Annotated in this window: 30 protein-coding genes; 24 read left to right on the forward strand and 6 right to left on the reverse strand. The window is 51.8% G+C overall.

The genetic code is table 11. The features are described from left to right. The first annotated feature begins 87 nt into the window (after nt 1-87). Genes P3L40_RS24025 through P3L40_RS24035 form a run of 3 tightly spaced genes read left to right on the forward strand, consistent with a single transcriptional unit; the run spans nt 88 to nt 2,379 of the window. Nucleotides 88-873 carry a ParA family protein gene (locus tag P3L40_RS24025; RefSeq protein ID WP_001151304.1) on the forward strand — a complete coding sequence of 262 codons (786 nt, stop codon included), beginning with the start codon at nt 88-90 and terminating at the stop codon, nt 871-873. A 3-nt stretch (nt 874-876) separates the two neighbouring features. After that, a complete protein-coding gene (locus P3L40_RS24030) occupies nt 877-2,058 on the forward strand; it encodes a ParB/RepB/Spo0J family partition protein (protein WP_001207227.1) in 1,182 nt (393 codons plus the stop codon). Between the two features lie 48 nt (nt 2,059-2,106). After that, entirely contained in the window at nt 2,107-2,379 is a 273-nt protein-coding gene (locus P3L40_RS24035; protein WP_000703827.1) for a helix-turn-helix domain-containing protein, read from the forward strand. 52 nt (nt 2,380-2,431) lie between these two features. Here the strand turns inward: P3L40_RS24035 and P3L40_RS24040 are convergent, their stop codons facing one another. Then, a complete protein-coding gene (locus tag P3L40_RS24040; RefSeq protein ID WP_000074431.1) occupies nt 2,432-3,067 on the reverse strand; it encodes an N-6 DNA methylase in 636 nt (211 codons plus the stop codon). 91 nt (nt 3,068-3,158) lie between these two features. Continuing rightward, nucleotides 3,159-3,302, reverse strand: a complete 144-nt coding sequence (locus tag P3L40_RS24045) for a hypothetical protein (protein WP_000939033.1) — start codon at nt 3,300-3,302, stop codon at nt 3,159-3,161. Between the two features lie 318 nt (nt 3,303-3,620). Between P3L40_RS24045 and P3L40_RS24050 the strand changes: the two genes are divergently transcribed. The 12 genes from P3L40_RS24050 (at nt 3,621) to P3L40_RS24105 (ending at nt 9,979) form a co-directional block, all read left to right on the forward strand. Continuing rightward, complete coding sequence (locus P3L40_RS24050; RefSeq protein WP_001125905.1) at nt 3,621-3,998, forward strand: hypothetical protein; 378 nt, start codon at nt 3,621-3,623, stop codon at nt 3,996-3,998. Then, nucleotides 3,991-4,272, forward strand: coding sequence for a hypothetical protein (locus P3L40_RS24055; protein ID WP_000044824.1), 282 nt, complete (start codon nt 3,991-3,993; stop codon nt 4,270-4,272). The genes P3L40_RS24050 and P3L40_RS24055 overlap by 8 nt, the downstream gene beginning before the upstream one ends. Then, nucleotides 4,247-4,921 (forward strand): thymidylate kinase, encoded by a 675-nt coding sequence (locus P3L40_RS24060; RefSeq protein ID WP_000344151.1) that lies wholly within the window; start codon nt 4,247-4,249, stop codon nt 4,919-4,921. The genes P3L40_RS24055 and P3L40_RS24060 overlap by 26 nt, the downstream gene beginning before the upstream one ends. Next, complete coding sequence (locus tag P3L40_RS24065; protein ID WP_000566600.1) at nt 4,914-5,420, forward strand: hypothetical protein; 507 nt, start codon at nt 4,914-4,916, stop codon at nt 5,418-5,420. The genes P3L40_RS24060 and P3L40_RS24065 overlap by 8 nt, the downstream gene beginning before the upstream one ends. Nucleotides 5,421-5,425: 5 nt before the next feature. Continuing rightward, nucleotides 5,426-5,737: a hypothetical protein gene (locus P3L40_RS24070; protein WP_002210541.1), complete on the forward strand. Its 312-nt coding sequence runs from the start codon at nt 5,426-5,428 to the stop codon at nt 5,735-5,737. A gap of 8 nt (nt 5,738-5,745) precedes the next feature. After that, complete coding sequence (locus tag P3L40_RS24075) at nt 5,746-6,246, forward strand: hypothetical protein (protein WP_000647189.1); 501 nt, start codon at nt 5,746-5,748, stop codon at nt 6,244-6,246. 3 nt (nt 6,247-6,249) lie between these two features. Beyond that, nucleotides 6,250-7,677, forward strand: coding sequence for a DNA cytosine methyltransferase (locus P3L40_RS24080; protein ID WP_000936896.1), 1,428 nt, complete (start codon nt 6,250-6,252; stop codon nt 7,675-7,677). Then, nucleotides 7,677-8,333, forward strand: coding sequence for a hypothetical protein (locus tag P3L40_RS24085; RefSeq protein WP_000268551.1), 657 nt, complete (start codon nt 7,677-7,679; stop codon nt 8,331-8,333). The genes P3L40_RS24080 and P3L40_RS24085 overlap by 1 nt, the downstream gene beginning before the upstream one ends. 205 nt (nt 8,334-8,538) lie before the next feature. After that, on the forward strand, nt 8,539-8,757 hold the full coding sequence (locus tag P3L40_RS24090; RefSeq protein WP_000362482.1) for a hypothetical protein: 219 nt from the start codon (nt 8,539-8,541) through the stop codon (nt 8,755-8,757). A gap of 93 nt (nt 8,758-8,850) precedes the next feature. Next, entirely contained in the window at nt 8,851-9,468 is a 618-nt protein-coding gene (locus tag P3L40_RS24095) for a hypothetical protein (protein WP_000464631.1), read from the forward strand. Between the two features lie 12 nt (nt 9,469-9,480). Continuing rightward, nucleotides 9,481-9,675, forward strand: coding sequence for a hypothetical protein (locus P3L40_RS24100; RefSeq protein ID WP_213291358.1), 195 nt, complete (start codon nt 9,481-9,483; stop codon nt 9,673-9,675). Nucleotides 9,676-9,700: 25 nt separating this feature from the next. Then, a complete protein-coding gene (locus tag P3L40_RS24105; RefSeq protein WP_014386427.1) occupies nt 9,701-9,979 on the forward strand; it encodes a hypothetical protein in 279 nt (92 codons plus the stop codon). Between the two features lie 91 nt (nt 9,980-10,070). Here P3L40_RS24105 and P3L40_RS24110 read toward each other — a convergent pair whose 3' ends face one another. Genes P3L40_RS24110 through P3L40_RS24125 form a run of 4 tightly spaced genes read right to left on the reverse strand, consistent with a single transcriptional unit; the run spans nt 10,071 to nt 13,598 of the window. After that, nucleotides 10,071-10,559, reverse strand: a complete 489-nt coding sequence (locus P3L40_RS24110) for a hypothetical protein (RefSeq protein WP_000468105.1) — start codon at nt 10,557-10,559, stop codon at nt 10,071-10,073. Between the two features lie 14 nt (nt 10,560-10,573). Then, nucleotides 10,574-12,766 carry a DNA topoisomerase 3 gene (locus tag P3L40_RS24115; RefSeq protein ID WP_000366822.1) on the reverse strand — a complete coding sequence of 731 codons (2,193 nt, stop codon included), beginning with the start codon at nt 12,764-12,766 and terminating at the stop codon, nt 10,574-10,576. Next, nucleotides 12,766-12,999, reverse strand: a complete 234-nt coding sequence (locus P3L40_RS24120; RefSeq protein WP_001191892.1) for a hypothetical protein — start codon at nt 12,997-12,999, stop codon at nt 12,766-12,768. The genes P3L40_RS24115 and P3L40_RS24120 overlap by 1 nt, the downstream gene beginning before the upstream one ends. Next, on the reverse strand, nt 12,981-13,598 hold the full coding sequence (locus tag P3L40_RS24125; RefSeq protein ID WP_001249396.1) for a hypothetical protein: 618 nt from the start codon (nt 13,596-13,598) through the stop codon (nt 12,981-12,983). The genes P3L40_RS24120 and P3L40_RS24125 overlap by 19 nt, the downstream gene beginning before the upstream one ends. Nucleotides 13,599-13,765: 167 nt before the next feature. Between P3L40_RS24125 and mobH the strand changes: the two genes are divergently transcribed. The 9 genes from mobH (at nt 13,766) to P3L40_RS24170 (ending at nt 21,993) form a co-directional block, all read left to right on the forward strand. Then, nucleotides 13,766-16,744: a MobH family relaxase gene (gene mobH, locus P3L40_RS24130; protein ID WP_001337757.1), complete on the forward strand. Its 2,979-nt coding sequence runs from the start codon at nt 13,766-13,768 to the stop codon at nt 16,742-16,744. Next, nucleotides 16,741-18,606 carry a conjugative transfer system coupling protein TraD gene (gene traD, locus P3L40_RS24135; protein ID WP_000178856.1) on the forward strand — a complete coding sequence of 622 codons (1,866 nt, stop codon included), beginning with the start codon at nt 16,741-16,743 and terminating at the stop codon, nt 18,604-18,606. The genes mobH and traD overlap by 4 nt, the downstream gene beginning before the upstream one ends. A 49-nt stretch (nt 18,607-18,655) precedes the next feature. After that, complete coding sequence (locus tag P3L40_RS24140; protein ID WP_000228720.1) at nt 18,656-19,201, forward strand: hypothetical protein; 546 nt, start codon at nt 18,656-18,658, stop codon at nt 19,199-19,201. Further along, nucleotides 19,158-19,787, forward strand: a complete 630-nt coding sequence (locus P3L40_RS24145; protein WP_000743450.1) for a DUF4400 domain-containing protein — start codon at nt 19,158-19,160, stop codon at nt 19,785-19,787. The genes P3L40_RS24140 and P3L40_RS24145 overlap by 44 nt, the downstream gene beginning before the upstream one ends. A 47-nt stretch (nt 19,788-19,834) precedes the next feature. After that, on the forward strand, nt 19,835-20,011 hold the full coding sequence (locus P3L40_RS24150; RefSeq protein WP_169342285.1) for a hypothetical protein: 177 nt from the start codon (nt 19,835-19,837) through the stop codon (nt 20,009-20,011). Nucleotides 20,012-20,252: 241 nt separating this feature from the next. Further along, entirely contained in the window at nt 20,253-20,630 is a 378-nt protein-coding gene (locus tag P3L40_RS24155) for a hypothetical protein (protein WP_000869261.1), read from the forward strand. Next, nucleotides 20,630-21,292 carry a hypothetical protein gene (locus tag P3L40_RS24160; RefSeq protein WP_001231463.1) on the forward strand — a complete coding sequence of 221 codons (663 nt, stop codon included), beginning with the start codon at nt 20,630-20,632 and terminating at the stop codon, nt 21,290-21,292. The genes P3L40_RS24155 and P3L40_RS24160 overlap by 1 nt, the downstream gene beginning before the upstream one ends. 180 nt (nt 21,293-21,472) lie before the next feature. Beyond that, nucleotides 21,473-21,616 carry a hypothetical protein gene (locus P3L40_RS24165; protein WP_001275801.1) on the forward strand — a complete coding sequence of 48 codons (144 nt, stop codon included), beginning with the start codon at nt 21,473-21,475 and terminating at the stop codon, nt 21,614-21,616. Between the two features lie 11 nt (nt 21,617-21,627). Further along, nucleotides 21,628-21,993 (forward strand): hypothetical protein, encoded by a 366-nt coding sequence (locus tag P3L40_RS24170; RefSeq protein WP_001052531.1) that lies wholly within the window; start codon nt 21,628-21,630, stop codon nt 21,991-21,993. Nucleotides 21,994-22,085 lie beyond the last annotated feature (92 nt).

A 22,085-nucleotide genomic window follows, 5' to 3' on the forward strand; every position in this document is an offset into this window, starting at 1 on the left:
TATCATTTTATGATCGCTACAATCTTTCACATGTGAAAGTTTGGGGGTGGTCTTGATCACCTGCGAGAAACCAAAATAGAGGTGGGTATGGCAAAAGTAATCAGCTTCGCCAACCAGAAAGGCGGAGTGGGTAAGAGTACCCTCTGTATCCAGCAGGCCTTTTATCTGGCGTTACAGAAGAAAAAGAAAGTGCTGGTCTTGGATATGGATGGTCAGGGGAACACGTCCTCTCGACTGGCCCCCAGACGAGAGCTTGAGGATGGTGACTACGAGCCCATCCTCACAGGAACCAAAACCGCAGAGCTGTTCGCTTACGAGCTGGACGGCATTGAGGTCATGCACTGCCCTTGCGGTGCAGACCTCATTCATACGCCGAAAAACGACCCGGATCTGTTTGAGATGGAGGCTGTGCCTCTTGACCAGGCCATGAATCCGGCTCGCCATTTGGCTGAGCTGTTTGAGAACTACGACTACGTGCTGATTGATTGTCCGCCTAGCCTCGGCAGAAAGCTGGTGGCAGCGTTGGTGATGTCTACCCATGTGGCATGTCCAGTAAAGCTCTCTGGCTTCGCTGTGGACGGCGTAGAAGGTCTCCTGAACACGATTATTGGTGTGCGCGAGGCGTACAACCAAGATTTGGAGATCCTGGGCATCGTGATCAACGACATGGACCGCTCTGTCAATCACGACAAAGCCCTCAAGTCGCTGGAGAACACAGTTCCGGATCTGTTGTTTGAGAACAAAATTATGCACCGGCCTCCGCTCGATACGGCGACGACTGATGGCATCCCTGTCTGGGAGCTTCGCTATGGACATGTCGCGGCCAAAGAAGTTGAGGCGGTGTTGGAAGAACTATTAGAGAAGGTGGGCTAAGCGATGGCATTGAACAATTTAAAAGGCCTGTCCGAACTTGCTAAAGCCGCCAAAGGCAAGAAAGGCAAAGAGGTTCTTACCGTACCTGTTGACGACGTTGTATCCAAGGTCCAGGTTCGTAAGCGCTTCCGTAACATTGAAGAGCTGGCGGCAACCTTGCTGACCGAAGGGCAGCAGTCTCCGATCATCGTGTTCCCGAAGAACGAAGAAGGCAAGTTCGTCATCCAAAAAGGGGAGCGGCGTTGGAGAGCGTGTAAACACGCTGGTATCGAGACCATTGACTTGGTGGTGAATGATAAGGTCCAGAACAACTTGGACGAGACTGCTGGTGAGCTGATCGAAAACATCCAGCGGGATGACTTGACTCCGGTAGAGATTGCCGAGGCGTTAAACCTGTTTATTGAAGAAGGTTGGAAGCAAAAGGATATTGCTGATCGGCTCGGTAAGAATATCACTTTCGTATCTACGCATCTGTCGTTGCTCAAGCTACCTGACTGTGTGCGTGAGTTATACGATAATGAAGTATGTTCTGATACAGAGACCTTGAATAACCTTCGTCTCTTGTTCGATCTGAATGAAGAAAGATGTCGCGCCGTCTGCGCGGTGGCTATGTCTGACGGGATTACTCGTAAACAAAGCCGTGAGCTGCTGAATGATGCCAAACGTATCAAAGACGAAATGGAAAAAGGCCCACTGACTGGCTCCCACCAGAATGATGAGCTTGGCGCTGGCAACACCGACGAGCAATCCCTCAACTCGGGTGGGGATGGTACGTCGGAACAAACCGGGAATGACGACCTGAACCTTGCCCAGGAGGAACTGGAAGGGGGTAAAAATTCCAATGGTCAGGACGATGATGACGAAGACCCTTTGCGTGATGAAGAGGGTGAGCACAAAGATCCTGTCAAGCAGCCAGATAACAGCGGCAAGGACAAAGATGAAGAAGGCGGTGATGCTCTTCCTCCTCTGCCGAAGGACAAGGAATGGAAGAACGTCCGGGCTGACAGTTTGATTTTTGCTGTCAACGTTAACCTGGATGGCGAGACCAAACGTGGAGTCATCATGACCGACCGTGTTGCTCTGGTTCCGTCTACTGTCTGGGTTAAAACGCTCGATGGCGAAGGCAAGGAAAAGCATGTTCATGTGCCTGTGTCAGACATTGAACTCCTGAGTGTCGAAGGCTAATAAAGGAGGCCCAGCCAGAGAGGTTGGGCCTGTCAAGAACAGGTGAATATGAAGATCTCACAGGACATGAAAAGAAAATTTGCTTTGGTGAATGCCCTGTCTAAAACGGAGAAGCCAAGTCTCCAAGACCTTCACAAGGCAACAAATATTCCTGAATCAACGATCAAGAGACAGTTGTCTGCCCTGCGTGATGAGTTCGGAATGAATATCTTGTTCGTCAGGGAGTCTACCGGCGAACGAGGTGCCACCGGCTACTACATGCTGACAGACTGGGGGATCTTAGACAGGTCTTCGTTCTTGAACCGGTACGGAAAACTGTAAGGTGCCATAGAGCAGCGCATTGAATGCAAAACCCGCCAATCGGCGGGTTTTTTTATGCTGCCACGGTAGCGGCGGTTGCTGGAGGTTTTTCGGCGTAGTAGGCGATGTTCTTGGTTCGTCTGCTAAGGGTGTCTATGCCGACGATACTCAGCGTTTTGGGAGTGGTATTGCGGGACTCGAAATAATGGAATAGCTGGATCATGCAGCACTTCACCATCAACGGATCGATGTCTTCCAGGTAGATTGAGGCTTCTCTCAATGCTTCGGGACCGTGGTTCTCGATCAGGTTTTCCATCCAGTGAATGGCGTTGATGCCAGAACCACAGCAGGGCTCATAAAAGTCTGCCGAAGACTGTGAGCCAACAATGAGTGACATCAAGCGGCCAATCTCTGGAGGAGTGGGGAAGTAATTGGTGCCCTTCTTGTGGAAGCCAGACATGCTTAGGACGTAACCCAAAACATCGCTGGTGGGGTCGCGCTTAATGGCGGCAGACAGGACGTGAGAGAGCTCGAAGGCGACCGGCTGAAGTTCTTCCGGGATCTCCTCCTTGGCTGGGTATAGGCCAGTCTGCAAGTATGCCCACTGGTCAATAAAGGCCTCAACAAACCGAGATGTGCCCATTCTGTATCGGGACTGCTCGATGAGAGATAAAGCCTTGGATGTAAGTTGCTGTGTTTCTGGTGACATAAGCGCTCCAGTTTGTTCTGACGAAACATTCAAGAGGTAGAAACGAAGAACCCCGCCGAAGCGAGGTTCTTTGCTTTCCTGCCTGATCGCCTTAATGCCGAAGCAAAGACGTCTTGATAAAGTCGGGGCAACCGGACATTTCCCGGTCGATGAAGTCCTGACGTTTCGCCAGCGGCCATTTCATGAACGCCGCGAGCGGGATGCGCTTATTCGTGTTAGTATTGCCTTGCAGCATAACAAAGCTCCTTAATTGCTTGATTGTGTTGTAAGGGCTGCAACGAAGGTCGAAGAGCGATGCGGCCCTTATTTATGATTATTACAGCATCATAAAATAATATCAAGGGACAATAAAACGATACCAAGAAACAAAACTTTCACATGTGAAAGTCTCCCCGCTGTCCACCTCGCACACTCCAAACGCCCAAATAACTTGTCTATCTGCCCAAAATGGGCGCGTAAGCGTCCGATAGAAAGTAATTGTTAGTGAGATATTGACTACACGGAATATGGCTATATCATAGAATCATAAAATGATACTGTAAAAGTGATATGTATGCCAAAGCAAGCAAATCATCTCCGTTTGAAGAAACCTTGCGCCAACTGTCCATTCCGGAAGGAGGGCGCTATCGAGCTGGTCCCTGGGCGATTAGAAGGCATCATCAACGACATCGTTGAAAACGACATGACGACGTTTCATTGCCACAAGACCGTGCATTCAAAGTCAGGTGGTGAATGGGATGAAGAGGGTAACTATGCACCTTCGGGACAAGAGTCGATGTGTGCCGGTGCTGCGGCTTACTTGATGAAAATAGGCAGGCCGACAGTGGCTATGCGAATTGCCTTTGCGTTTGGTGATGCAAAGGTGTCCGACTGGGACGAAGCTCAAGAGCTGGTTGTCGAGCCTTTGGTACAAGGGGACCGAAATGAGTAAGCGATATGCGGTAGTGCCGCATCCGAAACTGAAACGAGAGTACAAAGGTCGGCTGGTCAGAACTACTCGGGTACTAAAAAACGGCTGGGGGGTGATCCCTCTAGGGGCTGTGGCAACGGTCACGCATCAGTCTCCCAAGGGATCAGAACTGACCTTTGAACCATGCGACTGCTGCGGCCTGAAAGCCATTATCAGTCATGTAAGCATGGACTCCATTGAATTTATCGAACCGATTACTGAGGAAGAAGATGGACGAGAACAAGCTCAACATTGAAACGGTCGATGGGCACAACGAGCTGGTAGTCAGCTTTTTGTCCAGAATGGTAAGCCTGAGTGACGAGGAAAAGCAGACAGTATTGTCCTGCCTTCCGGGCACCGGCAAACAAACAATCACCCAGCTCTATGAGGCGCTGCGTTCTCAAGGGCACCAGGATCTTGCAGAGAAGGTCGAACCATACCTCCAGCAGGGGGTGTTTGGGCCGATCTTCGATAACGCCAAGTCCAAGGTGTTCGTTCGGGACGAAGCGCCTTTTTTCCTCATGGATGAAAATCCTTTGAACTGGGATGACGCTAAAGCATTCAATCGCCTACGTATGAGTACGACCTGTGTTCTTGGCCGTGGCGGCTGGACTATCGGTGAGCGCTTTGATGACCGCTTTGATACCGAGGTGGGCGGAACACAGCTTATCGTCACCCAGTCACTCAACGAAAAAGGTGAGATTGAAGGAGGACTTCCTACCTCGATGTCGCTGAATGACTTTGCTGAGTTCCCTAAACAGCCAAGGCCTCCTCAAATAGTCGATTACCAGGAAGACAAGCGATACACGCTTGAGGAAGCGGAAGCTATCCCTGAGCTCGCACCAGTGGTTCAGCGTCTGAAAGAGCGCATCGAAGAGTATGAGGAGAGAAGAGCCCATGATTGACATGACATGCCGCCTCTGTGCTGGTTCCGGTGTTTATGACTTTTCCCCTTCCAAAGAAACCTGCGGTATGTGCCAAGGGCATGGGAAATTTGCTGACGCCAAAGCAATGCTGGTGGCTGCCATCGAGCTGGCAAAGAAGCAACGCGAGCCGGTCATTGAAGTGGTAATGGGGTTGGTGCTCCAGGGTGTGGATGTTAGAGGGAAGGAGCCTGGAGAGCGGTTCAAGGCTGCTCAGGCCTTTAACGCCCCAGGGCACAACCTATTACGATACGGGTGGGATGCTTGGGAGCTCTATGCCCTCCATGAGGGTGTAAGTCCAGAACTTGCATCGCTTGGCCGAAGTGTGATGCGCGAGTGGCATAGCCATTCATGGGGCCGGTTCAGTGGAGAGGTAGGCTTTAACGCCGCCGAGATCATGATCAAACAGGCCAAAGACAACCCAGAAAAAGCAGAAGAGCGCTGGGCGTTCCTGCTTAGTGAAGAATGGATGGTGGAGTAATTGTCGTGACAGAACAAACCAATAAGAAATTGATGCTGGATGAGTCTCCAGATATGCCCCTGCAATTCAAGTGGAGAAAGTTTGGTGGTGCGATTTTTACTGCCACGCAAACAATGGAGCACGTCAAGGAAGGACGTAAGCTCGGGCCGACTCCAGCAGGGATGCTACCTCAAGAAGTGTGGCTGAACCGCCTGATCGCTATGGAAGAAACCCTGCCACGAGGGAAGTTTTTTGACAGATTCCGCCGCCGCGACAAAAACGAGCAGTATGACTTGGCCGCCGATCATCTCCGTCTTGTCGGACAGAAAAAGCGATAGGGGGATAGATGAAAGCCCAGGCATACCCACCATCAGTCATTCGTAAAGGCGCTGTGTTGTACGCAGCCCTTTATTACATCTCTGATGATGATAAAGCAAAGGTCGAGGTTACAGAGTGGATAGTTCGCTCTATTCAGAAACGACGCAACTCAACCAGCGATCAACGCTATGTCAATCTTGCCCAAAAGTTAGATGGGATTACGTGGGGGAAAAGGTCACGGAAGAATGGGGACTTTGGTTGGTTGCCATCTATACCGAGCTGGTGTTTGAAGCAGTTCCGGGAAGGTGGCGAATTGCCTTTTGGCGTTTATACGACGCGACTGGCCGCTCTCAAGTTTGCGAAAGTCAGCTTGCAGGAAGAGGTCCAATATTGCGAGGCCGAGCTGAAAAAGCCTCAGACAGAAGAGGATACTCAGGAACTCCAAGAGGAGCTGGCGGAGAACCAGAGACTTCTGAAAGCTGCTGGAGCAATGGTGAAGCGCGAGCAAAACAAGAAGAAAAGAGGTTGACCAATGTTACCGATCGTCTCCCCCTCCGTAGTAACCAAACAACTTGCGTTCAATCGAGTAGGCGATAAACGCAAGGTTAGGGTTTCGTCCAACTTTTTGGATGTTATGGGGTTCAAGCCAGGTATGGGCATCGCCGTTGAGCCAGGGGAGGGGATGGGCGGTTTTTCGGTGATCCCAGCGACCGATGAACTACAGACACACCAGGTTTATCAGCGCCGGTATCAACCAAAGAGTCGCTCCAACAACCCGCTGGAAACCGTTATTGAGTTTTCTGGACAAGGGCTCATAGATAAGTGCTTCCCTCGCTATACAGAGCGTTTCCACGTCGAAATGCGAAAAGGCCGAGTAGTCTTCACTCCTGTCGCAAACAGAGCCTTTGCCATTGCGGATCGGTTCAGAAAAACCAGCCCTTTCCGTGCCTTTGTGGCATTGACTGGCGGGGTAGACATTCATGTTATGGAAGCGCTTGGCTGGAAGGCTGAGATTGTTTTGGAGCATCGTCCAGTTGAAGCCAGAGACAGAGCATCCGGGCGGAACCTGAGTGAAGTACATGCGCTCAATACGCTGGTGAACAGCTCCCCGCGTATCCTGCTGAATGAAGACATTCATCACCTGGAGCTGGATCGCCTTGGAGCCTTGCTGGCGGAGTGCCCACCAATTGGTTTGGCCCATTACTCGTTGGGGTGTGATGACCACTCAAACGCCAAAAGTCCAAGGGACAAAGAGCGTTCTCTTGAGGATCTCTCCACCATGCTCGACATGGTTTACCCGGCACTAAAACAGATCGAGGTCGTGAACCCTGCCGTCGTGCTGGTGGAAAACGTCCCGAACTTCAAAGCATCCGGAGCCGGGGCGATGATGGGAACGACACTGCGGCGGATGGGGTACTTCCTCACTGAGATGGTCTTGAACGGTCTGGATTTCGGCGCTTACCAGGGGCGAGAACGCTATTACATGGTGGCGTCGGTCTTCCCTGGGTTCGTTCCACCGAAACCTGAGCAGAGAGCTGGTGGACGATTGTGGCCGGTGATCGAGAAGCACCTCGGGGATTGTGCTGACGTCACAGTGTTGAAGTCAATTCAGGCCAGAGAGTCAACTTCTCGCAGGATGCCTGCGTTCTTGACGAGAGAAAGCACCAGTTGCCCGACCATCCTCAAGTCTCAGGATCGTGGGGTAAAGGATGCAGTGTACATCCAAGACGGTGGCCGCATTTACAAGCCATCGGTCGATCTGGTTCAGGAGTTGATGTCGATACCTGATAGCTTTGATGTTTCGTGGATGGCAAAAGAACAAGCGACAGAAACGCTTGGGCAGAGTGTGGATTACAGATTGCATTCAGCGGTCATGGCCGCAGTTCGGGATCACCTGAATGTGAATTGCGGTCGCCATACCGTGGTGCAGCACGGTATCAGAAGTAAGGAAGGTAGATAATGGCAGTCATTTACTACGGCGAGGGAACCCATGACGCCGGTTTCGTCGGGTTCCGTGTCGCACGAACAGTTGGGGTGGCGGATGATTACCGGCAGGAATACTTCTCCTTGAGAGAGTATTCCTACGCAACAGCTCACCGGCTGGCCTACAGCTTGGACCGAAAGTGGGAAGCTGAGGCAGAAGAGGTGAAGCGTCAGAATAAGACTTGTAAGCGGCGACGCAACTCCGGGCCAAACATCATTGCTGAGGGGCTGAGGGCTTATATCAGCATTGAGAACCGGAGCCGGATGGGGGTGAAGAGAACCTACTTCGCGCCTTGTTTTCTCGTCACAAAGCCAGGCTACGGCAATGGGGATATTGCTTTCAGGATTTCCACTCATGGCTACGCAGAAGCCTACGAAAAGGCGGTGGAAAAATATTGTGAGATCCATGATTTGACGGATGAGCAGTATGTTGAGTTGCTTGACCGTATGCCGAGTACAGAGGTGTTCACTGGATACCTGCTGAATGCTCTTTTAATGCGCGGCCATCGCGCTACAAAAGCTGAAATACTGAGTAAGCTGGGGGCTGAGAAGAATGAAGAGGACATTGCCAATGGCAAAGGGAAAAGCGGCCAGAACAGAGTGCGTTGCCCAGAGTATCGGTGGGCGCAATAACAGCGCCACCAGCTTTTGGGACCGTATTTTAACAGTTGAGGAGACGGCCACACTCATTGGCGTCAGGATCTCTGAGCTCAAAGACGCGGTGCGCTATCAGAAACTCCTGAAAGGGAAGGCAGCTCCAGAAGTACATTCGGTATCAGGAACTGGGAAACTGTTTTTTGATGGGCGATCCATTAAATCGTTCATAGAGGACTAACCGGTGGATCTGGATCAAAAGCAAGAACCGTGGATCAGCGTCAACGACAAGATGCCGGTCGTCGGTGTGCCTGTTCATTGCCAGCTTAAAGGATGTTGGTCGGGCAAAATTGTTGAGTACGACTTGATCCATGTTCAGGAAGATGATTGTTCGTGGCGAACGGCGGACGACAACTCGGAAGTCAGCTATGACTTCGATGTCATCACCTGGAGACCTATTTAGGTTTGGGAGTCTTGCATTATCCGGCGGTTATTGCCGTGAAAATACGGATGTTCAAACCATGTTTTATAGCAACACCTCCTTGGGGGCGGAATTATGTTTTTTGATAACAAAGTAGAATCTCACTCGCTCGTAATGGGAGCCAGCGGGAAGGGTAAATCGGTCTTGTCCGAACAAGTGCGGAAAAATGCGAGGCTGCGCGGTGATCTGCTGGTGGATACTGAAATGTACCGTGAAGGTCGAGGGTTGAAACCATACGAGCATGAGTACGCTCGTCGCTTAGTTCTGGGGCTAAGTGGACCGTTGCCGCGTGAACTGCGTGGGAAGCCGGTGACGGTTATCTCTGATGTGTCCAGGCCAAAAAAGGTAAAGCGTCAGCCAAAGCAATTTGTTAAGACCGTGAATGGCGTAACCCTTGAACGCCAATTGGTGGCCGATGCAAGAGATCAGTTGGAAATGCAAACAGGCGTCTGGCTCAAACAACCACAGCTCATCGAGCTGATGGAAGAGTCGGGCATAGACGAAACTCTGGCCGATTTTGGTGAGGCTGAAACACAGATCCGAGAAATGCTGGCGGATGCGTTGGCGATGAAACTGGTAGGACGCTCATGGCCCAAGTGTGGAGCCCTCTATAACGCGGCAGAAAAGTCCGACGTTAACTTCTCCTCCGAGCTTGATGCTGCGGCCAAAAAAGCTGGATACATGGTTCGCTAAATGGGATTTGGTGTGGACAAGATAGATCGGCAAAGTTGGCTCGTTAAATTCAGGCGAGCGAAGTGTCAGGACACTTTAGACACGATGAGGGATGCGGCCATTCGCAACTATGAAGGGAATATTCGTGTTATCGCGGATATTGTATTGGCCCATGAGGCGAGAGAGACAGAAATTGAAAAAGGGATGTTTTGTCGAATAGTTAGATAGTCTGATGGGCTATCAGGTGGTGATTATGAAAAAGAGAATACTTCATCTGCCCGTAAAAAAGATTTACTTCGATCAGATCAAATCTGGAGAAAAACCAGATGAATATCGCCTCGTTACAGACTACTGGATAAAAAGACTAGAGGGGCGCGAGTATGATGAAGTCCATGTTAAGTGTGGCTACCCAAAGGCTGGAGATATGTCCAGGATAGAGATTCGCCCTTGGCGTGGCTTCTCAAGGAGTGTTATAACGCACCCGCACTTTGGAGATTGTCCGGTTGAAGTATTCGCTATCCATGTGAATTGAATGGTGTATGACAACTGTGCTTGGTAGGAAAATCAGGTATCAAAAGAAATTGGGTTATTAAAAATTAGGGGCCATCGGCCCCTTAATTGTTTTAGTCTGTGAACATTGAACAATCGAGGTGGGATAGTGCTTGTTCGTAGCTGTCTTTGTTGTTCGTCTTACGTAGTTCCACCAGCTCAACAATCACTGGACTTAAAGCCAGAGATTGAGGCTCCCAGACGCGCTTGCATTTGACCGCCATGTTGGCATTTACGTCTGTAACAACGTAGAGAAACTCAGGCGCTTCTTTCAATGTCCCCAGGCCCTTTGCCATATCCACAGCCTCAGAGTTCTTATAGCTTCGAGTAAAGCTCAGCTCGTCTTGGGGAATGTAGCTGGCAGTCGCCGCAGCCAAACCTGACACCATGCCTTTACCTGCGCTTTTTGCAATGGCCGAGCTGGTAGCTAAAGTTGGCATTACGGCCTGCCCCATTTGGCTGGCGGATGCCGCCGCCAAGCCTGAGGCGATGTTCTTCCCTGCATCTTCGGCAGTGGCTGAGCTGGTGGTGAGCATCGCAGTTAAAATGATTGTTCCAAACATACTTAATTCCTCTATCAATCCATAAAGTCCGACTTTTTGAAGGGCATAGTGCCTTTGCAATCGGGATAGGCGGTGCAGCCCCAGAACTTAGAAGCTCGCTTCTTGCCGGGCGCTTTTCCTTTCCTGAGACGCATCGGGCTACCGCAATCTGGGCAGTCTGGACAATCCTCAGCCGCGATACGCTTCTCGGGTTTCCCTCGGTTGTCTGGGAACGTCTTCTTGCAAGCCTCGTTCTGGCAGCCCCAGAAAAATCCGTTCTTCCCTTTGATCCGGTGCATCTCTCCACCGCAGTTGAAGCATTCGTGTGAAGGCGGCTTAGCGCCCTCGAAGGCTTTAGCCATCGCGCCACCTTCTTTGGTCAGAACCGGTGCGGGCACTTTGAGCTGCTCAACCATTTGGCAGATCCAGGTGGAAATCTGCTTCATGAAGACAGACATATTCCCGGAGCCGGAGGCGACTTTCTCAAGCTCCTGCTCCCAAGCCGCAGTCATGCCGGGTGATTTGATGGCTGGTGGAAGCACTGCGATAAGCGCATGAGCCTTATCAGTTGCAAGCAGTACCTTTTTCTGACGTTTGAAGTAGCCTTTATCAACAGCGCCCTGGATGATGCTTGCGCGTGTTGCTGGAGTGCCTAAACCGGCTGTGTCTTTGAGAATTTGCTTGAACTTCTCCTCAGTCACGAACCGGGCAATGTTCTCCATCGCGGCAAGCAATGTGGCTTCGGTGAAGTGCGGTGCTGGCCGCGTCATTTTGTTTGCCAGCTCGGCACCATTAAGCAAAGCGGGTTCGCCCTGGCTAACCCTGGGGAGCTTCTCTTGTTCAACCGGCGCGTCGGTGTCTTCCCCCTCGTCCTTGGGACTGCTTTCACTATCAGAAGCAAACAAAACCTTCCAGCCTTGTTTGGCAGGTGTCTTACCAGAGGCCGCAAAGAGGTGACGCCCACACTGCACCTCGATGGAGGTTTTGGTGAACTCGAACTCGCTGTAGAACTGCGCGATGTAGAAACGACGGATGGCGTCGTAAAGATTGAACTCGATCTCAGACATGGCACTGATGTCTGTTCTGGCCGGTGTTGGAATGATCGCGTGGTGCGCGGTCACTTTGGCGTCATTGAATACCCTGGCCTTGCGATGAGGATCTGCGCCAGCCACCAGCCCAGAGACGTTCTGATCGGACAAAATGAGCGCCTGGAGAATGTCCGGAATGTCTTCCTTTTGGCTCTCGGGTAGATAACGACTATCAGTACGAGGGTAGGTGGTCGCTTTGTGCGTCTCGTACAGAGCTTGAGCTGCATCCAGTACCTGCTGAGCGGTGTATCCCCATCGTTTGCTTGCGTATTGTTGCAGCGACGTTAGATCGAAGGGGAGGGGGGCTGACTCTTTACCTGGTTTGGTTTCTGCTTTGCTGATAACAGCATTGGCACCATTGACCTGGGAGGCTACCTGCTCGGCATAGGCCTTATTGACGCACCGGCCTTGCTCGTCACTGCACTCTTCTGGTGGTATCCATTGGGCGGCAAACTGTCCATTCTGTACGGACACGTTCACACCCAGAGTCCAGTATGGTGAGGGGGTGAAACCGGCGATCTCTCGGTCCCGTTGACAAACAAGAGCGACGGTTGGGGTGATAACTCTGCCAACGTGAAGAGTGTGGTTGAAGCCGACATCTCGGGCCAGCACTGTGTAGAGGCGGCTCACGTTCATGCCTACCAACCAGTCAGCGCGTTGCCGTGCCAATGCGGCGTAGTAGAGTGAGACCGTATCCTTGCCATCCTTTACGTTGTTCAGCGCTTTCTTGATGCTTGACTCATCGAGAGCCGTCAAACAAACCCGGCGAATAGGGCCAGAGTAGCGGAATCGATCCAGAAGCGAACGGGCGATAGCCTCACCTTCTCGGTCGTAGTCCGTTGAGATGTAGATGGTGCTCGCCTTTTTGACCAGTCCCTCAACAATTTTGTACTGTTTGAACGCACTCTTGCGAACGTTGTACCGCCATGACTCTGGTGCAATAGGGAGGGTCTCCAGTGACCATGACTTGTAGCGTTCGTCATAATCGTCTGGCATATACAATTCCAGCAGGTGGCCGAACGCCCACGTAATAACGCGGTTTCCTCCATCATGGAGAAATCCATCACCTCGTTGGGAGGCCTTCATTACGCCAGCCAAATCTTTGGCCTGAGAAGGCTTCTCGCAGATATAAAGGTCCATTAAGCAGCTCCTCTCATCTTTGATTCCAGATTCGCCAGCTCAGCCCAGCTTTGGGCCAGACCTTTGACTTCGGGGTAGTCTCTGGAGAGGTTTTCGAGGACTCCAGAAATGACATAGGCCGCTTCGCGGGAATTACCCCTCGAACCGGCCTCCTGGAGCATGATTGATAAAGCGTCGAAGAGCTCAGCCTTACGGCTTGGCTCTGTCTGGTTTCTTATTTCAGAGCTTTGCATGGGTTCACCACTGAATAGGGACGCACGGACTCGCGCACAATGCGGCGATCTGCGTCAGTTACAGCCTGGCTGGTGCAAAAGTGCGTCCAGGCATTCAGATAATCTTGATAGGTGTGGGTAGGTGGTATGCAGCCGGTTACAACATCCTTGGGGATGTTTGTAGTCCCCTCGGCTTCCACAAAGCGCCAATCGTGCTCGTCCATACCTTTGCCGCCATCGCAATAGCGTTCCCAGCGTGACAACTCGTACAGCGAGTAGCCTTTGCCTTTATTCATGGACTTGAAGGTATTGATGGCTTCGTTCACATCCCCGTGCTGCTTGATCCCTGCTGGAGTTTTATCTGAACCAGCGGAGTCATCTTTGACCTTGTTCATCGTTGCGCTGACATTACCGTCGCCCAGCACATGGATATAACCAGGTTGACGTAATGCAGCACCACCGCGCCCCATGTTGTCCCATGCCATCGACAGTTCCCGGCTAACTCGGGCAGGTTTGTCATTTTCGGCAGGGGCAGTCTGGGGCTGAGGCTTTTGCTCGGGGGCGTTAGAGGCACACCCGGCCAGAATTGCCACTCCCAGAATTGCTATCAGTTGTCTCATCGTGTCGTTCCTCATCAAAAATTGTCGATGAGCCCATTCTAAAAGGGGGGGGATGGAAAGCTGGTTTCTCAAACTGCCCAAATTGGACAGATAGGCGTGTGTGCGATCTAAAGGTGTTTTGAGAGCATGTAGCGACGAGAAATACGATAGGAATATGGTCAACCTACATGCTGAAAGCCCTTAACAAGTTATTTGGTGGGCGAAGTGGAGTGATCGAGACCGCGCCGAGCGCCAGAGTGTTGCCGCTTAAAGACGTGGAAGATGAAGAAATCCCTCGATACCCACCTTTTGCCAAGGGCCTGCCAGTGGCCCCACTAGACAAGATACTGGCAACCCAAGCTGAACTGATTGAGAAAGTGCGGAACTCTCTCGGTTTCACTGTGGACGACTTCAACCGGCTTGTTTTGCCGGTGATCCAGCGGTATGCCGCGTTTGTTCACCTGTTGCCAGCTTCCGAATCACACCACCACCGTGGCGCTGGTGGTCTGTTCCGACATGGGCTTGAAGTGGCCTTCTGGGCAGCTCAGGCATCTGAGTCAGTTATCTTTTCCATCGAGGGGACGCCTCGGGAACGCCGTGACAATGAGCCGCGTTGGAGACTGGCGAGCTGTTTCTCTGGGCTGCTGCATGATGTGGGTAAACCGCTCTCGGATGTGTCCATTACGGACAAAGACGGGTCAATCACATGGAACCCGTATTCGGAGTCACTTCATGACTGGGCACACCGTCACGAAATCGACCGTTACTTTATCCGGTGGCGCGACAAGCGACACAAAAGACATGAGCAATTCTCGCTGCTGGCGGTGGATCGAATTATTCCGGCTGAGACTCGGGAGTTTCTGTCCAAGTCTGGCCCGTCCATCATGGAAGCGATGCTGGAAGCTATCTCAGGAACCAGCGTCAATCAGCCTGTGACCAAGCTGATGCTTCGCGCTGACCAAGAGAGCGTCTCACGGGACCTTCGCCAGAGTCGTCTCGATGTGGACGAGTTCTCCTATGGTGTGCCCGTCGAGCGTTACGTGTTCGATGCCATCCGCCGCCTGGTTAAAACCGGAAAATGGAAGGTCAATGAGCCAGGCGCGAAAGTCTGGCACCTCAACCAAGGTGTATTCATTGCCTGGAAACAGCTTGGGGACCTTTATGACTTGATCAGCCACGACAAGATCCCCGGTATCCCACGAGACCCTGACACACTGGCCGACATTCTCATCGAACGTGGTTTTGCTGTACCAAACACGGTGCAGGAGAAGGGTGAACGTGCGTACTACCGCTACTGGGAAGTTTTGCCTGAGATGCTCCAGGAGGCGGCGGGTTCGGTGAAGATCTTGATGCTCCGACTCGAATCAAACGACCTGGTGTTTACGACTGAGCCTCCTGCGGCTGTTGCTGCGGAAGTTGTTGGTGATGTTGAGGACGCTGAGATTGAGTTCGTTGATCCTGAGGAAGCCGATGACGGTGACGACCAAGAGGAAGGTGAAGCAGCTCTGAACGATGACATGTTGGCCGCAGAGCAGGAAGCAGAGAAAGCTCTAGCTGGCCTTGGCTTTGGTGATGCGATGGAGATGCTGAAAAGCACCTCCGATGCTGTCGAGGAGAAGCCAGAGCAAAAAGATGCGGGACCAACGGAATCATCTAAGCCTGACGCTGGCAAGAAGGGTAAGCCGCAGAGCAAACCGGGCAAAGCAAAACCGAAGAGTGATACGGAGAAACAACCCCATAAACCAGAGGCAAAAGAGGATCTGTCCCCTCAGGACATTGCCAAAAACGCACCACCTTTGGCAAACGACAATCCGTTACAAGCACTCAAGGATGTTGGGGGTGGACTGGGGGACATCGACTTCCCGTTTGACGCATTCAACGCATCGGCAGAGACAACCAGCACTGACGCAACAAACTCAGAAATCCCAGATGTGGCAATGCCCGGAAAGCAAGAGGAGCAGCCAAAACAGGACTTCGTTCCACAAGAACAAAACTCCCTGCAGGGCGATGACTTTCCAATGTTCGGTGGTTCTGATGAACCGCCATCATGGGCGATTGAGCCGCTCCCTATGCTGACTGACGCACCAGAACAACCAACGCACACGCCAGAAATGCCGCATACGGACAACGTTAATCAGCATGAGAAGGACGCAAAGACCTTGCTCGTTGAGATGTTGTCTGGATACGGGGAAGCATCGGCGTTGCTTGAACAAGCGATCATGCCTGTTTTGGAAGGTAAAACGACGCTGGGCGAAGTCCTATGCCTGATGAAGGGGCAAGCCGTCATTTTGTACCCGGATGGCGCTCGGTCGCTGGGTGCGCCGTCAGAGGTTCTCTCGAAGCTGTCCCACGCCAACGCGATTGTTCCGGACCCGATTATGCCAGGTCGCAAAGTTCGTGATTTCAGCGGAGTGAAGGCAATTGTACTGGCGGAGCAGCTTTCAGATGCAGTCGTGGCGGCCATTAAGGATGCCGAGGCGTCAATGGGTGGATACCAGGATGCCTTTGAGCTCGTCTCTCCCCCTGGCTTGGATGCAAGCAAAAATAAGTCTGCACCGAAACAACAAAGCCGAAAAAAGGCGCAGCAGCAGAAGCCTGAGGTTAATGCCGGTAAAGCCTCGCCTGAACAAAAGGCGAAAGGTAAGGACTCCCAGCCACAGCCGAAGGAGAAGAAGGTCGATGTTACTTCTCCGGTTGAAGAGCAACAGCGCAAGCCGGTCCAAGAAAAACAGAACGTGGCTCGCCTTCCTAAGCGGGAGGCTCAACCGGTGGCTCCTGAGCCCAAAGTTGAGCGTGAGAAGGAATTGGGACACGTCGAGGTGCGAGAAAGGGAAGATCCAGAGGTTAGGGAGTTTGAGCCGCCTAAGGCGAAAACAAACCCGAAAGACATCAACGCGGAAGATTTCTTGCCGTCTGGTGTTACGCCTCAGAAAGCACTCCAGATGCTCAAGGACATGATCCAAAAACGCTCGGGCCGATGGCTCGTGACACCTGTCCTGGAAGAGGATGGCTGCTTAGTAACCAGTGACAAAGCCTTCGACATGATTGCCGGTGAAAACATCGGCATCAGCAAACACATCCTCTGCGGGATGCTGAGCCGGGCACAGAGACGCCCTTTGCTCAAGAAACGTCAGGGAAAATTGTATTTAGAGGTAAATGAAACATGACAATGAGTTATGACCCGCTCGCCTACGAGATGCCGTGGCGGCCCAACTATGAAAAAAATGCTGTAGCAGGCTGGCTTGCCGCCTCCGGCGCGGCTTTGGCCGTAGAGCAAGTCAGCACGATGCCGCCGGAGCCATTCTATTGGATGACGGGGATCTGTGGCGTGATGGCGATGGCTCGTTTGCCCAAGGCTATCAAACTTCACCTGCTCCAAAAGCATTTGAAGGGGCGTGATCTGGAGTTTATTTCCATTGCGGAGCTCCAAAAGTACATCAAGGACACGCCGGACGATATGTGGCTTGGTAGTGGGTTCCTGTGGGAAAACCGCCATGCCCAGCGCGTGTTTGAGATCCTGAAACGCGACTGGACTTCCATCGTAGGGAGAGAGTCCACGGTCAAAAAGGTTGTCCGGAAGATACAGGGTAAGAAAAAGGAGCTGCCAATCGGCCAGCCCTGGATTCACGGGGTAGAGCCCAAAGAAGAGAAGCTGATGCAGCCACTCAAGCACACTGAGGGGCATTCGCTGATCGTTGGGACCACCGGCTCGGGCAAGACCCGTATGTTCGACATCCTGATTTCACAGGCCATTCTGCGTGGGGAAGCCGTGATCATCATAGACCCGAAAGGGGATAAGGAGATGCGGGACAATGCCCGACGTGCCTGTGAAGCTATGGGGCAGCCGGAAAGATTCGTCTCATTTCATCCAGCATTCCCGGAAGAGTCGGTGCGTATCGACCCTCTGCGTAACTTCACCCGCGTGACTGAAATCGCAAGTCGTTTGGCAGCGTTGATCCCGTCCGAAGCAGGGGCCGACCCGTTCAAATCATTTGGATGGCAGGCACTGAACAACATCGCTCAGGGCTTGGTCATCACTCATGATCGTCCCAACCTGACAAAGCTCCGCCGATTCCTTGAAGGTGGCGCTGCTGGCTTGGTCATCAAGGCCGTTCAGGCTTACTCAGAGCGAGTTATGCCCGACTGGGAGGCAGAAGCAGCGGCTTACTTGGAAAAAGCCAAAAACGGTTCGCGTGAGAAGATCGCTTTCGCGTTGATGAAGTTCTACTACGACATCATCCAACCTGAGCACCCGAACTCTGACCTGGAAGGCTTGCTGTCGATGTTCCAGCACGACCAAACCCACTTCTCCAAGATGGTGGCGAACCTCCTGCCGATCATGAATATGCTGACGTCCGGGGAGCTAGGCCCTCTGCTGTCTCCAGACTCATCTGATCTGAGCGACGAACGCCAGATCACCGATTCCGCAAAAATCATCAACAACGCTCAAGTTGCTTATCTGGGGCTCGACTCCCTGACCGACAACATGGTTGGTAGTGCTATGGGGTCCATCTTCCTGTCAGACCTGACAGCGGTTGCCGGTGACAGATACAACTACGGCGTCAACAACAGACCCGTAAATATCTTTGTTGATGAGGCTGCCGAGGTGATCAACGACCCGTTCATCCAGCTCCTGAACAAAGGTCGCGGTGCGAAACTTCGTCTTTTCGTTGCAACTCAGACTTTTGCTGACTTCGCAGCTCGACTGGGTAGCAAAGACAAAGCGCTCCAGGTGTTGGGGAACATCAACAACACGTTTGCTCTGCGTATCGTCGATGGTGAAACCCAGGAGTATATCGCGGATAACCTGCCGAAGACCCGGCTCAAGTACGTCATGCGGACTCAAGGCCAGAACTCGGATGGCAAGGAGCCCATTATGCACGGAGGCAACCAAGGCGAGCGTTTGATGGAGGAGGAAGCTGATCTGTTCCCAGCCCAGTTATTGGGAATGCTTCCGAACCTGGAATACATAGCCAAAATTTCAGGCGGAACAATCGTAAAAGGCCGTCTGCCCATATTGACCCAGTAAGAGCAGAGCTATGTGTGACAAGAAGTATAGAGATTACGAGGTAGCCATCATGGTCGATGTGAACCCTTTCGACAGGGTTATGAATGAATTGAAAAGTCGTGGCCGCAAGAACGCTCACATCCTGAGCATCCTCCAATTCGACTGGCCTGCATCGGAGGCCATCATCGAGAAGCTGAGCTGCTACATCACAGACGGGATTAAGGCTAATCAGGAGCCTGTGATTTACCCGATCATTGAAGAAGCTCTGCATCGCTACAGCCAGCTCGTGTTTCATGAGCAGAGAGAGAAATATGAAGACCCGGCCAGAATTGGGGCATTTCTGGAAACCCTGATCACCGAAACCTGCCGGGCGTTGGAAGTGCAAATTGTCGATAGTGGCGGTGATTCATGGTCTGTCGATTCAGGAGAGTCGTTCTCACTGTGGCTTTCTTCCCATCCAGGAGAACTATCCATTAACCCGCAGCCCCATGAGGATGAGACCTCTTTGCGTGGCTTGCTGTATGAGCTCATCACCTGTGAGAGCGTGAAAACTGTTTTAAGGAGAACCGACTATGAAGAAGCCGTGGTTGCTGGTCGCATGGCTGCTGGTTATTGAGTTGCTGGCAATATTGCTGCTGATCCCTGGCGACTGGACAGACAGAGCCATCAAAAGGGAATCCGTGCTGGTGGAACAGAGTCTTGGTGTCGAAGCAAGAGACTGGATACAGAACAAAGCATCTACCTGGTTCAGGTCGAGCGTTATTGATTCAGGCTTCTATGAGGGGATGTACCAAACGCTGATCCCATCAGAAGAGGAGCGCCAGAAGTCCAAGGGGATGCAGGATATGGGCAAGGGCTGGTTTGTGTGGGTCAAAGGCCGCATGGAAGCCTTTGTCAACGTCATTTACCAGTTCTACACACGGTTGGCGCTGTTAGCCGCGTGGGCTCCCTATATGCTGATCCTGTTCGTACCTGCGGTATATGACGGGATGATGACATGGCGAATTAAGCGGACCAACTTCGATTATGCGAGTCCGGTTCTCCATCGTTATAGCGTTCGCGGAACGATGTACCTGATGGCCGGATTGTTCATCGCGTTCTTCATCCCCATAGCGCTCGATCCGGTTGTCATCCCGATGACAATGATGACGTGCTGTGTCCTGGTTGGCCTGACGTTCGGCAACCTCCAGAAACGGGTATAGGGAGGGAGGATGAGCTACTCCGTTATAAATCAAGATGGGGTGCATCTGTGCGACATCCCATTGAACGTCTACCAGGTGATACGTCGCCAATCCTTGTCTGCGTTGTGGCTTTACTGGGCGCAGAGCTTGAATTTGGTGAAGGTGCTCATTGCTTGCGTCGGAAAGATGATCTTTGTGATGCCGGTAATGTGGTTCTGGGTGCTGGTGGTGTGCCGCTTGGTTGAACCAGAACGTATCTCAGACGTGCCAGGACTTATCTCTCCGGACGTGATCGGGTGGGCCGCTGGTGCGGCCATCACCCTCATTATCTATTCCGTTTTTACACGCCCAGCTTTGTACGGATACCACAACTTTTTCAAGCAGCATATTTGCTCAAGAGTAAAGCAAGTAACGCCGGAACTCAGAACAGTCACTGGGCCACTGTTCTTTTACCGAAACGAAATTGGAACGATATAGAGAGGAACCATGAAAGTAACCAATAAACTCAAACTGCTGGCACTGGGGCTGTGTATGGCCGGTACTGCCATCGCGGCTCCTGATGTGCTCAATGACGACGCAAAGCTCAAGAACCTTGAGAAGGTGTGTCCCGACTGTAAGATGGTGGCAAAAGATGTACTCAATCTGCGGGTTGAAAACTGCCAGCTCAAAGACACTTCCAGTGCAATGATGATTGGCACCATGCAAAATGACCCTATGTTTTCGTTTATGCTGGCAGTACACACAGCGGCAGGCTCGGAGGCATACAAAACGGTAGTTGGTGCCGCTGGCAACCATGTTGACTGTGAAAACCCGTTGAACTGGATCAAGCTGACCCAGCAAGCGATTAAAGGAGGCAAAGTCTAATGCGTAAGAGAGATTTCTTTTTTGGAGAGGTGTATGAGGGGGGTGCAGGAGCCACTCTACGACTGAGTGATATGGAACCATTGGCAAGAAAAGTGTCGGCAGAGTTCTTCACTGCACAACTGAACCGTATGCTGAAAGAGCATGACGGTCAGTTGACGCTCAGCGATGGAACGTCGTACCCCAGCTTTTGGAGCTTCATCGACAAGGTTGTTCCAGAGCAGGTTGGTTTCGTGGAGATCTACGCTCGGCAGGATGTTAACGATAATGTTGAAGCGACACTGGCGTGTGACATCGTTTTGGTAAATGGTGTGATCACCGTTAAACCTCACTGGTGTGCTTACAAAGACATCAGGGCTGACGAAGTGATTTCCACCTTACTGGTGCCTTTGCATTTGAAGGCTCTCCAGGGTAAGGCTTACATTCGCTGGGATGATGGTGAAACCGAACCTCTGTTACAAAACGACGACTATCAGGCTGAACTTGAAAATGTGTTTAGTGTTTCCAAGTACCCATCAGCCATGAGCTGGGGCGATACAGCAGACCAGAAGGTTAAGCAGTACAAGATGGACCTTGAGTGCGCCACAGATGTTGGTTGTCGAGGTGTCTCATCAGAGCAAGCATGGGATGCTTATCGAGAACTCCGTTACAATAGAACAGTGTGAAACAAGCGGCCATTGGCCGCTTTGAACTTTCACATGTGAAAGTTTTTCGCCTCCCGCTCTTATCATCTCCTCGAATAAACCTCCATAAAGTGCCCAAAATGGGCCGTAACAGCACTGTTCCTAGATTGATCAATTAAGAGACGATTACTCCGTGATGACGACAAGTTATTTGGAGGGTCTATGTCCGCACAAGCTCACGTCAGAGAAAGCGAAAGCTCATCTGGTTCATTCATCTCCTGGCAGTTCCTTGTCTGGCAGGTGATGTTCGTTATAGGTGTTGTTGCAGGGATGAACCTGGAACACGCATTCAATTTTCTAGGTTAATGGGAGGAAGTGTGAACCTTAATAAACAATTTTTCTGGTTTTTGATGAACGCGGTGCTGATGTGCATCTTCATCGTTCCAGTGGCCGTCGCGTTTTGGCTGTCTGCTTTTGCGGCAGGTTTTGACTGGAGTCAGTGGGTTAAGTTGGCTGCTGATACGGCCAACAGAGCTGCAAGTGACCCGGCCAAGGCTCTGGGCACGGTTCAGACCTACTGGGGCATTCTCAGCTTCTTCCTGCTGGCGGCGTACAGTCTGATGTTCAAGTTTAAAGCCAATGCTAACAAGGAAGTGAAAACTCTGGGGGTGGCCCGACCAGCCAATGAAGTTAGCGTTGCGGCTTCGGAAAAACATTCGGAAGCGGTTCCTCAAAATCAATAACCGATCCAGTAAACGCAAAAAAGGCGGCTTAGGCCGCCTCAGATTGATGACGAACCCCATGTTTTTAGCATGGGGTTTATTGTTTTAGCGAC

The sequence above is a fragment of the Providencia sp. PROV040 genome, from assembly GCF_032706145.1.
Classification (GTDB): Bacteria; Pseudomonadota; Gammaproteobacteria; order Enterobacterales; family Enterobacteriaceae; genus Providencia; species Providencia hangzhouensis.